Here is a 10,054-nt window from a genome sequence, read left to right as displayed (position 1 = left end):
AGGTGCGCATGGTGCCGGAGAATGTGACCTTGGCGCCGCGCTCGGCCGGGCCGCAGCCGACGCAGATGGACGAGAAGCTCATCGTGCTCCGCCGCGGCGAGACTCTGGTCGACGCGCTTCTCGCCAATGGCGTGCCCAAGGCCAGCATCGGCGCGGTGGCTGCGGCTTTCGGGGCCAAGCGCGTCGAGACGGCGGCCCGCGAGGGCCAGAAAGTCAAGCTGCTTTTCGCGGATTTCGACGGCTCGGGCGCCAATCTCCAGCTCGCGCGCATCTCGATCTACACGGATGATCGGCTGGAGACGATGGTCGCGGCGACCGATCGCGGAACCTTCCTGCAGGTGACGGCCCCCTCCAATTTGGCCAAGGTCGGGCGACGCGGCTCCGCCGGCATAGAGGAGGACGGCGGCGACGGCGACGATGATCCCGGCGGCATGCGCCTCTATGATTCGCTCTACGAAACCGCGTTGAAGCAGGACGTTCCACGGCCGATCATCAATGATCTCGTGCGCATATTCGCCAATGATCTCGATCTGCAGCGCGGCGTGAACGGCGGCGATTCGCTCGATGTCCTCTATGACGAGAATGAGGAAGGCTCCGGACGCGAGGCGCTGCTCTACGCCTCCATCACGACGCGCAACGAGACCTTTCGCTATTACCGCTATCAGACGACCGACGACGGCCTCGTCGACTATTATGACGAGAACGGCCGCTCGAGCCGCAAATTCCTGGTGCGCAAGCCGATCGCCGCGGGCGAGACACGCTCCGGCTTCGGCATGCGCCGCCATCCGATCCTCGGCTATTACAAGATGCATACGGGCGTCGATTGGGCGGCGCCCATCGGCACGCCCATTCTCGCGGCGGGCAATGGCGTCGTGGTGGAGGCCGGCTGGCACAGCGGCTACGGCCGCCGCGTGGAGATCCAGCACGCCAATGGCTATTCGACCGCCTATAATCACATGTCCGGCTTCGCGCGCGGCATTCGCGAGGGGCTGCGCATAAAGCAGGGCCAGATCGTCGGATTTTTGGGATCGTCCGGCCTCTCGACCGGCCCGCATCTCCATTACGAGGTGATGGTCAACGGGCATTTCGTCGATCCGATGCGCGTGAAGCTAGCGCGCACGCGCGAGTTCGACGGCAGACTGCTCGCCGATTTCAAGCGCGAGCGCGACCGTATCGATCAGCTGATGGCCAAGGCGCCGAACAATCCTCATGTCGCCACGCGACAGGGGCGCTGAGGCCCCGAGGACGCCGACGTCTCACGCCGAGGCCTCGCCGCCGCGTCGCCAAAAGGCGGCGGCCAGCGCGCCGAGGACAATGACCGCCAAAATCAGGAACAGCGCCGATTGCTTGAACCAGGCAATGGCAGGCACGGCGACCGCCATAGCGAGGCCGAGCACGGCTATGTCGAAGGAAACCTGAATACCGGCGACGAATGTGCCGAGCGCCAGCAGCAGCAGCAGAGCGAGCCCGGTCGCCGGCGCATTGAGGAAGCTGTTCACGCTCGGCCAGAGCACGATGTTCATGGCGACGAGAAACGCCGCCCAATGCAGCGCCTGCGTGCGCGCGAGTATAAAGCGCGCCTGGCGATCCGGAGCCTGGCGCCAGCCTATGGCGACGCAGGCGACGCCGATCGCGACGCCGAGAAACTCCCAATAGCCATAGAGCGGCTGCTGGACGAGGCTCGTATAGGCGACGCCGAAAATCGCCAGACCGAGCACGATGAGATAGGGCGCCTTGCGCTTCAGCCAGGCGCCCGCCCGCGCCGCGACGGCTTGCTCTCCGAATTCCGGCGCGACGCTATAGTCGTTCATCTTTGTCCCCTGCCTTTGAAGGCATGGCCGCCGAAGGCGGACATGCGCACCCCTGCCCTTGAAGGCATGCCGCCCAAAGGCGGACATGCACGCTCGAATGGGTTCTATCGCGTCAACGCACGGGAACGCGGACACGCCGGCGGAACAGGCTGCGATGCGTCACCGGACCGCGCACATGGCTGCGCGGACGCTGCACGCGCGGCGTATGGGACGGGCGCACGAATTGCCGCTCCTGCGCCTCGGCTTCGGACGGCGCGACGACGGCGGCGAGCGGCGCGGCGACCAGCGCCGCCAGAAGGCCCGCGGCGAAAGCGCGGCGGGAGAAATTTTCGTCCTTGTTTTCCTCTGTGGTCGACATCTCATCTCTCCAATTCGTCCGAAAACGCTTGCGGAGAATTAGCGCTCGGCGCGCTTTCGACAATCGCGGGGCGTTTCCCCAAGACGGCGGCGCTCTACCTTTTCTCGCGAGCGTATGCGCGATGAATGGGCGCGAATGAACGGGAGTGGCAATGGGAGAGCGAGCGGCCGACACGGCGGCGGTCATCGTCATCGCATTCGTGATGCTGGCGGCCTTCTCGATCGGCCAATCCGTGCTGGAGCCGGTCGTCTTCGCGCTCTTCATCATCGCGCTCATCTGGCCATTGCAGCAATGGCTGCAGAAGATGACGCCGCGGCCGGTGGCGCTCACTTTCAGCATTCTCATCGCGCTTGGCGTCATGATCGCTCTGTCCTCGCTGATCGTGTGGAGCGGCGGCGAGATCGTCGATTGGTTCGTCCGCAATATCGAGCGCGTGAAGGCCGCCTTCGAGAATGCGACGAAATGGCTGGAGGCGCATGATATTTTCGTCGCCTCGCTGATCACCGAGCATTTCAACGCCGCCTGGGTGCTGGCGCTGCTGCGCGCGGCGGCGACCCGCGTCAACATATTCGTCGGCTTCGCGCTGGTGGTGCTGATCTATGTGATCATGGGCCTCGCCGAAGCCGGCGGATTCGAGAAGAAGCTCGCCGCCTCCCGCAGCGAGGCGACGGCGCGCTCGCTGCTGCAAGCCGGCGCGAACATCGCCACAAAGCTGCGCCGCTACATGCTGGTGCGCACAGTGGCGAGCCTCGCCACCGGCGCGGTCGTCTTCCTCTTCGCTCTGGCGATCGGCCTCGATCTCGCCGCGGCCTGGGGCGTGCTGACCTTCGCCTTGAATTATTTGCCCTATATCGGCCCGGCCGTGGCGACCCTGCTGCCCGCGCTCTTCGCCTATGCGCAATTCGACTCGGGCCAGATGGCGCTTCTCGTGCTCGGCGTGCTGGCGTTTGTTCAGCTCGTCATCGGCAGCGGGCTGGAGCCGGCGTTCTCCGGCTCGGCGCTGGCCATGTCGCCGACGGTCGTCGTCTTCTCCGTCCTGCTATGGACCTTTCTCTGGGGCCTGCCGGGCGCCTTCATCGGCGTGCCGATCGCCATCGCCTTTCTGACGCTCTGCGATCAATTCCCGTCGAGCCGCTGGGTCGCGGCGCTGCTCTCCGACAAAGGGCCGCGCGACGAGGGCTGAGCCTCAATCGACCACGGGCTGCGGCGGAAAGGGAAAATCGGCGAAGCCCTGCTCCACCGAGGCGCGCCGCAGCTGCGTGAGGCTGTCCTGCGCCTCCTTCTCCGTATCGAAGCCCGGGCAGGTCAGCGGCCCGAAGCGGAAGCGATGCGAGGCCTCGAGACGCTGGCGATAGGCGGTCACCGTGGCTCCGTCCCAAAAATCGGCCTCGCGCACCTGATCGTGAACGACGACCTTGGTCCCGCCCAGCAGGCCGTGGGTGAAGCAATAGCCGTAATTGGCGCGGGCGGCGGAGGTCGTGGCCGCCAAGGCGGCCAGCACGACGAGCAATGTCCTCACGGGATGTTCCTTCGCGGAAAGGCGGGAGATTTAAACTCGAGTAAGAATGCATGATTTGATCCGGAACGACAAGCGCCGCCCCAGCCCCCGCCGACTCACGGCAGATCGAGCATGGCCCGCACATCGGCCGGCGTCGCGCCCTCGGCCCGCAACTCCCGCAAGGGCTTGGAGAGCCGGCTCTTGGCGAGCTTGCGGCAGTCCTCGTCCAGCACAAGCGCGTGATGGCGGTAGGCCGGCGCCGGCAGGCCGAGCAATTCCTGCAGCAGCCGATGGATGCGCGTCGCCTCATAGAGGTCCCTGCCCCGCACCACATCGGTCACGCCCTGCAGCGCATCGTCGATGGTGACGGCGATGTGATAGCTCGTTCCAATGTCCTTGCGCGCCAGCACGACGTCGCCCCACTCCTGCGGCGCGGCGACGATCTCCTTCCCATGCTCGCGCCACGAGACCTCGCCGCCAACGAGCGCCGCGGCTTTCGCCATATCGAGCCGCAGATTGGCGCCGGCGCGCGCGAGCTTTTTGCCGCGGCAGGTTCCAGGATAGAGCGGCGCGCCGTCGAGATCGCGCGGCGGATCGGCGAGCGCCGCGCGGGCGATATCGGCGCGCGAGCACACGCAAGGATAGAGCAGTCCCAGCGCGTCGAGCTTTGCGAGCGCAGCGGCGTAATCGTCCAAATGCTCGGATTGGCGGCGGACCGGCTCCTCCCAGGAAAGGCCGAGCCAGGCGAGATCCTCATAGATCGCGGCCTCGAGCTCCGGCCGCGCCCGCCCCTGGTCGATATCCTCCAAGCGCAGCAGGAAGCGGCCGCCCTCGCGCTGCGCGAGATCGAAATCGAGCAGCGCCGAATAGGCGTGGCCGAGATGGAGATAGCCATTGGGCGACGGCGCGAAGCGAAAGATTTTTCTCACGTCCTCGCTCATTCGCGCCGCCTCGCTCAGCCGACCTTTCCGACGAGCTCCGCCTTCTCCCGCACAATGTCGCGCGCGGCGGCGAAGGCCGCCTCAATGTCGAGATCGGTGGTGTCGAGCCGCGTGGCGTCATCGGCGATTTTCAACGGCGCCGAGCTGCGGCCGCTGTCGCGCTCGTCGCGCCGGCGGATATCCTCGAGAATATGCGCATAATCGACGCGCTCGCCGCGCGAGGCGAGCTCCAGCGCGCGGCGCTGCGCGCGCTTCTCGGCGCTAGCGGTGACGAAAATCTTCACCACGGCGTCGGGGCAGATCACCGTGCCTATGTCGCGCCCGTCCAGCACCGCGCCTTCCGAGCGCGACGCGAAGCTGCGCTGCATCTCGATGAGCGCCGCGCGCACCTGCGGAATGGCGGCGACGACGGAGGAGGCCTCGCCCAATTCGCGCGAGCGCAGCCGCGCCTCGTCGAAATCGCAGAGCGCGAGGCCGCGCGCGGCCTCCACAGCGGCGCGAATATCGTCGAGCGCGCGACCATCGTCGAGCAGCGCGCAGGCGGTGGCGCGATAGAGCAGGCCAGTGTCGAGATGCGGCAGGCCGAAATGCGCCGCGAGCCGGCGCGCCAGCGTGCCCTTCCCCGAGGCCGCCGGCCCGTCTATGGCGATGACAAGTCCCCGTTCAGGCAAAGCGAGCCCCCAGCCCTTCCATCAGGGCGCGAAAATTCGGAAAGCTCGTGGCTATCATGCGATCGTCGTCCACCACCGCAGGCGCGTCGGCGCCGAGCCCCATGACGAGAAAGCTCATCGCGATGCGATGGTCGAGATGCGTCTCGACATTTCCCCCGCCTTTCACGCGCCCTGCCCCGCCGCGCACGATGAGATCGTCGCCGATGATCTCGCAGTCGACGCCATTGGCCTTCAGCCCCGCGGCGATCGCCTCGAGACGATCGGACTCCTTCACCCGCAGCTCGGAGAGCCCGCGCATGCGCGTCTCGCCCTCGGCGAAAGCGGCGGCCACCGCCAGGATCGGATATTCGTCGATCATCGACGGCGCGCGCGCCGCCGGAACGTCCACGCCGGTGAGGCGGGAGGCGGTCACGCGAATATCGGCGACCTCCTCGCCGCCCTCCTCTCGGATGTTCTCGAGCGCGATTTTCGCGCCCATCTCGGCGAGCGTGGTGAGGAGCCCGCAGCGCAGCGGATTGGTCATCACGCCTTCGACCACGATCTCCGAGCGCTCGGCGATCAGCGCCGCGACAATCGGAAAAGCCGCCGAGGATGGATCGGCCGGCACGCGCACCAGGCTCGGGCGCAGCTCGGGCCTTCCCTCCAGCGTCACCTTGCGCCCATGCTCGCCATAAGGCTCGCTCACGACGCGGGCGCCGAAATGGATCAGCATTTTTTCGGTATGGTCGCGCGAGGCCTCGTTCTCGATGACCACAGTGCGGCCCGGCGAATTCAGCCCGGCCAGCAGCACGGCGGATTTGATCTGCGCCGAGGCGACCGGCGTCTTATATTCGATCGGCAGAGGCTCAGCGGTTCCCTGCAGCAGAATGGGGCAGCGCCCGCCCTCCGCCTGCTCCAGCACGCGGGCGCCCTGCAGGACCAGCGGATCGAGAATGCGGCGCATCGGCCGCTTGCGCAGCGAGGCGTCGCCATCGAAACGCGCGGTGATCGGATGGCCGCCGACGACGCCCATCATCAGCCGCGAGCCGGTGCCGGCATTGCCGAAATCCAGCGTCTCGCGCGGCTCCAGCAGCGAGCCGAGGCCCGGCCCGCGCACACTCCAGCTCCCCGGCCCGAGCCGCTCGATCCGCGCGCCGAGCTTGCGGCAGGCTTCGCCGGTGCGCAGCACGTCGTCGCCCTCGAGCAGCCCTTCGACGCGCGTCTCACCCACCGCCAGCGTCCCGAGGATCAGCGAGCGATGCGAGACGGATTTATCGCCGGGCGGGCGGCAGCGTCCGGAGAGCCGCGCGCGCAAGGCGCTGAGCGGCGAGGGGGAATGTTCGGCGTCGGTGTGCAATCTGGCTCGATCTCCGGCCGCGGCGCCGTTTCCCATGGCCCGCGCGGCTTCGGCATATACAACGCGCGCCGCCGCGTCACAAATGCCGCGCGCAGACGAGAGCGGGGGAGGCCGCGAGCCCCTGCCCCAGGGTTCAGAATTCGGGCTCCGAACGCAGTTCGACGAGCAGACGCCTCTCCAGCGTCATGGCCGCGCTCGTCGCGGCCATCCACGCCGCGACGACGCAGGAAAGCTGAACAATAGAGCGGAACAACGCTGGTCGTCTTTCCACGTGTCGCAATGCCCCGGCGTGGATGCCCGCGACGAGCGCGGGCATGACGCGGCTGTATCGGAGTTGTTGAACGGGATTCGGGACCGTGGGCCATGTTTCCTCGTCGACCTTCCCCGAACGGGAAAGTCGCGCCAGGAGCGGTCATTGTAATGAATGCGCTGACAGCTCGATGCCTGCCTCGACGAGGGCGTTGCGCAGCAATCGCGCGAGTTCTGCATTTGGAATTGCCACCAAAGATTTGCGACCACCTGGATGATCCTTCATGCGGTCATTTAGCTTGGAGATAAGCGCTTTTCCGTATGCACAGGACAAACGAGCCGGCTCACTTTCGGGCCAAAGCTCCGCTGTGCCTGGACCACCCCCGTCTTTCCAAAACTTAAGGTTTGCTTCTCGCCGCTTGGATCGAAATTTTTCTCTTAACTCCACCTCATTCTGACTAATTACTTCTTCCAATATTTGAACGGCCATCTCCTCAGAAATCCCATAAACAGATGAGATGTGCACCGGTAGGCAATAGTAGGACTCAACGTCACACATCGGCGGGGAAAAAATGTGCATTCCTCGATTACGATATTCAGCACCCCATGCATTTATTTCTTGATCAATAAGAAAGTCACGGTCTCTATGAATAATCACGATAGGATGCTTCGGCAAAAGCTCACACATCGCCTTAATGGCAACGGCAGACGCCGCATTACTTATACCATTATATGATATTACCTTTACTTTATCTGACATATTTATGCTGTTTATACAGCTCTCAATTGCTGATTTTCTCCGGTCTTCGGTGCAAATGATGCATTCCGCGCCGCGCGAGTCTAACTGATCGAGCGCCCCCAAGTCCATGAGGACAGCAGCAAGATCTTTACATTCATCAGATTCAATCTTGCCGTCCTTCATCCAAATAATCTTTGAACTCTCAGGTGCCGAAGCAACCATATGTCGACTATGGGTCGACACGATAACTGTTGCGCCGTATTTCTCTGAAATTTTCGCGAAGGATCTAGATAGCAGAGCCTGCCGAGAAGGATGGAGATGGTTATCTGGTTCGTCGACGAGCAGGAATTTTGGTTCAAACAGCGCAACGTAAGAAACAATCTGAAGAACCTACAGAATACCTGTACCAACGAGGTCAATCGGCACCTCTTTACCCCCATCCTGCGAAAATTTGACATTAACATAAAGGTCGTTTGTCGCATTATGAATTACAACTATATCACAATTACCAATCAAATCCTTTAAAAGCGCCTTTACATCTTCGAGCTTACTATTCTCACTGAGAATCCTAATAATATTCCTGAATACAAGATTTGCATCTCCGCCCGCCGCCTTAAGGAAAACGGCCGCGTAGCTTTTGTACTCTTCACGATGCGGCACGCCAGATAGTCACGGAACATATATAGAAAATAAGCTTTTTGGGTCGACTATCATTTGGCCAAATCCTGAATACGTCCCGCTTCTGTCGACACCTATATTACCGTAATTTCTCCCCTTGTATATTTCTATCCTATAGCCAGCGGGCGTCCCGTCTGCGGATTCGCCGATAAACTCAACTCTTCCCCGAGAGCCAGTTGCTTTGTTCTCATACGGCGCATCATGCCCAAGAAGCACGAACTCTGATGTCGGCGAATATCGCAATTCAGATTCTGAGAAAACTTGCTCCTTACGTTCGAGCGATAGCTTCGCACATGAAACAGCCATATGGATCGCCTGAAGAACGCTGCTTTTTCCTGAGTTATTCCCACCGACAAGATAGTTAACCTTGCCCAATGAAATCTCAATGGATTCAATTTTCTTGAAATTTCTAATGGTAATGCGATCGATCTTCATCGAGAGTTCCAACTATCCGCCGCTTCACCCGAGCCGGGGGCTCAGCGCAGTCGGGTAAACTGTGTGAACCGCATCCTTAGCCTATTGGTCTCTTTACTGGTAGCTTTTTCTCCCTGCGACCAGCGGCATTTAGCGGCCCGCTGCGGAGACGTTGTAACGGTTTCAAAACGATCGAGAAGTGCTCATGGACGTAAGCCAAAACCCCGCCCCCTGAACAGCGCCCCTTGACACACCATGAAAATATTCCTATATCCCTCCCACCTCCGCCCATGAAGGGCGCGTTTCTCGGGTCAGGGAGCGCGGGCGGGGGGCGGCTCCATCCGGGATGGTGACCCCCATCCATGGACAGGCAGCGCGTCGCCGGACGGCGTTCTTCTCCCGTCCATAGGGAGAAACAAGAACCGCTCCGTGATCCCAGGCCGTCGGACTCGATCGCGTCTTGATCGAGAAACCCCAGGATTCGCGGGTTCGACCAAGCCTCGGGATGTCGACGAGAACGACAACCGCGTTTCGGGACGCTCCGGCCCCGGATAGAATTTTCGCGCACCGGCCGAAGGGGCCGGAGCGTCCCGAACCGCCCTTTCCTCCCCCGCGCCGCGAGGCGTCGGGGCGCGCCCGCGCTGGCTGAATTTGTTCCTAGCAGCCTGCGCCCGCGTCCGAAAGCCGAGGGCGCTCGTCAGAGCGCGGCCTTCGACCCTTCTCCGGCGTCGCTCGGGGTCAGACGGTCGCGCCAGCGCGCCGCGAAAGCGTCGAAAGACGCGGAATCGGCGAAGATCACATCGACATGCCACTCCACTGTCTCGACGCCCTCGTCCCACAGCCGGCTCTCCGGGCGCCAATGAAAGGACGGCCAGGCCGGGTTGCGATAGGCGGGGCTCGCCGGATAATCCGGCGGATGCAGCGAGGGACGGCCGAGCAGATCGATCAGCCATTGCATGATCTGCGGCAGAAACGTGCAGCCGAAAGAGACGCCATGGCGATGAACGCGATGCACATCGCGCAAAATACTCTGCCGAATCAAAGCGAGGGCCGGCGGCTGATCGGCCGCGCGAAACTCTCGGAGCACGAGAAGCCGAAAGCCGCGCTCCAACATTTGCGCCGGAACGGCGCGGACGTCCCCGGCCTGCTCGTGCTCGTACATCGCGCCCCTGCTCGCTCGCCCGGCGGAGCCGGGATGCGCTCTCCGCACGCAAGCCCCATGCCCGCCCCCCACGATCGGACAACAATCCTCCCCCTCATGCTGAGGAGCGCCCGAAGGGCGCGTCTTAAAAGCGCGAGGGGGAGCTCCAGATGGCCGCGCATGAAGGTTCCCTCGTCCTTCGAGACGCCGCTTCGCGG

Annotated in this window: 12 protein-coding genes (1 of these 12 running past the window's edge); 2 read left to right on the top strand and 10 right to left on the bottom strand. The window is 63.2% G+C overall.

Going from position 1 to position 10,054, the window contains the following annotated elements:
* Positions 1–1,235, top strand: the 3' portion of a protein-coding gene (locus METLW3_RS0108495) for a M23 family metallopeptidase (protein WP_024879522.1). The gene continues 799 nt to the left of window position 1, outside the view; the window shows 1,235 of its 2,034 coding nt (coding positions 800–2,034); the start codon falls outside the window, past its left edge; the stop codon is at positions 1,233–1,235.
* A 21-nt stretch (positions 1,236–1,256) separates the two neighbouring features.
* Here the strand turns inward: METLW3_RS0108495 and METLW3_RS0108490 are convergent, their stop codons facing one another.
* Positions 1,257–1,811, bottom strand: coding sequence for a hypothetical protein (locus METLW3_RS0108490; protein ID WP_024879521.1), 555 nt, complete (start codon positions 1,809–1,811; stop codon positions 1,257–1,259).
* 112 nt (positions 1,812–1,923) lie between these two features.
* Positions 1,924–2,169 carry a hypothetical protein gene (locus METLW3_RS0108485; RefSeq protein ID WP_024879520.1) on the bottom strand — a complete coding sequence of 82 codons (246 nt, stop codon included), beginning with the start codon at positions 2,167–2,169 and terminating at the stop codon, positions 1,924–1,926.
* Between the two features lie 151 nt (positions 2,170–2,320).
* Here METLW3_RS0108485 and METLW3_RS0108480 point away from each other — a divergent pair, with 151 nt between their 5' ends.
* Positions 2,321–3,352, top strand: a complete 1,032-nt coding sequence (locus tag METLW3_RS0108480; RefSeq protein ID WP_024879519.1) for an AI-2E family transporter — start codon at positions 2,321–2,323, stop codon at positions 3,350–3,352.
* 3 nt (positions 3,353–3,355) lie between these two features.
* Here METLW3_RS0108480 and METLW3_RS0108475 read toward each other — a convergent pair whose 3' ends face one another.
* The 8 genes from METLW3_RS0108475 to METLW3_RS0108445 form a co-directional block, all read right to left on the bottom strand.
* Positions 3,356–3,688 carry a hypothetical protein gene (locus tag METLW3_RS0108475; RefSeq protein WP_157516542.1) on the bottom strand — a complete coding sequence of 111 codons (333 nt, stop codon included), beginning with the start codon at positions 3,686–3,688 and terminating at the stop codon, positions 3,356–3,358.
* Positions 3,689–3,783: 95 nt separating this feature from the next.
* Positions 3,784–4,608, bottom strand: a complete 825-nt coding sequence (gene gluQRS, locus METLW3_RS0108470) for a tRNA glutamyl-Q(34) synthetase GluQRS (protein WP_024879517.1) — start codon at positions 4,606–4,608, stop codon at positions 3,784–3,786.
* Between the two features lie 14 nt (positions 4,609–4,622).
* Positions 4,623–5,279: a (d)CMP kinase gene (cmk, locus tag METLW3_RS0108465; RefSeq protein ID WP_024879516.1), complete on the bottom strand. Its 657-nt coding sequence runs from the start codon at positions 5,277–5,279 to the stop codon at positions 4,623–4,625.
* Positions 5,272–6,615 carry a 3-phosphoshikimate 1-carboxyvinyltransferase gene (gene aroA / locus METLW3_RS0108460; protein ID WP_024879515.1) on the bottom strand — a complete coding sequence of 448 codons (1,344 nt, stop codon included), beginning with the start codon at positions 6,613–6,615 and terminating at the stop codon, positions 5,272–5,274. The genes cmk and aroA overlap by 8 nt, the downstream gene beginning before the upstream one ends.
* Before the next feature lie 133 nt (positions 6,616–6,748).
* On the bottom strand, positions 6,749–6,931 hold the full coding sequence (locus METLW3_RS28170; protein ID WP_157516541.1) for a hypothetical protein: 183 nt from the start codon (positions 6,929–6,931) through the stop codon (positions 6,749–6,751).
* 96 nt (positions 6,932–7,027) lie between these two features.
* Positions 7,028–7,786 carry a hypothetical protein gene (locus tag METLW3_RS27490; RefSeq protein WP_245267263.1) on the bottom strand — a complete coding sequence of 253 codons (759 nt, stop codon included), beginning with the start codon at positions 7,784–7,786 and terminating at the stop codon, positions 7,028–7,030.
* A gap of 486 nt (positions 7,787–8,272) precedes the next feature.
* Positions 8,273–8,716: an AAA family ATPase gene (locus METLW3_RS27485; RefSeq protein ID WP_084484812.1), complete on the bottom strand. Its 444-nt coding sequence runs from the start codon at positions 8,714–8,716 to the stop codon at positions 8,273–8,275.
* Between the two features lie 676 nt (positions 8,717–9,392).
* A complete protein-coding gene (locus METLW3_RS0108445) occupies positions 9,393–9,857 on the bottom strand; it encodes a hypothetical protein (RefSeq protein ID WP_024879513.1) in 465 nt (154 codons plus the stop codon).
* Positions 9,858–10,054 lie beyond the last annotated feature (197 nt).

It is taken from the genome of Methylosinus sp. LW3 (assembly GCF_000527115.1).
Taxonomy (GTDB): Bacteria; Pseudomonadota; Alphaproteobacteria; order Rhizobiales; family Beijerinckiaceae; genus Methylosinus.
This window is presented reverse-complemented; position numbering and strand designations above follow the sequence as displayed.

What these genes read in the sequence shown, in the direction of transcription:
- METLW3_RS0108480 (WP_024879519.1), top strand. Translation starts at nt 2,321, where the DNA reads ATGGGAGAGCGAGCGGCCGACACGGCGGCGGTCATCGTCATCGCATTC.
- METLW3_RS27485 (WP_084484812.1), bottom strand. Translation starts at nt 8,716, where the DNA reads ATGAAGATCGATCGCATTACCATTAGAAATTTCAAGAAAATTGAATCC.
- METLW3_RS0108490 (WP_024879521.1), bottom strand. Translation starts at nt 1,811, where the DNA reads ATGAACGACTATAGCGTCGCGCCGGAATTCGGAGAGCAAGCCGTCGCG.
- gluQRS (WP_024879517.1), bottom strand. Translation starts at nt 4,608, where the DNA reads ATGAGCGAGGACGTGAGAAAAATCTTTCGCTTCGCGCCGTCGCCCAAT.
- METLW3_RS0108485 (WP_024879520.1), bottom strand. Translation starts at nt 2,169, where the DNA reads ATGTCGACCACAGAGGAAAACAAGGACGAAAATTTCTCCCGCCGCGCT.
- METLW3_RS0108445 (WP_024879513.1), bottom strand. Translation starts at nt 9,857, where the DNA reads ATGTACGAGCACGAGCAGGCCGGGGACGTCCGCGCCGTTCCGGCGCAA.
- METLW3_RS27490 (WP_245267263.1), bottom strand. Translation starts at nt 7,786, where the DNA reads ATGAAGGACGGCAAGATTGAATCTGATGAATGTAAAGATCTTGCTGCT.
- METLW3_RS28170 (WP_157516541.1), bottom strand. Translation starts at nt 6,931, where the DNA reads ATGCCCGCGCTCGTCGCGGGCATCCACGCCGGGGCATTGCGACACGTG.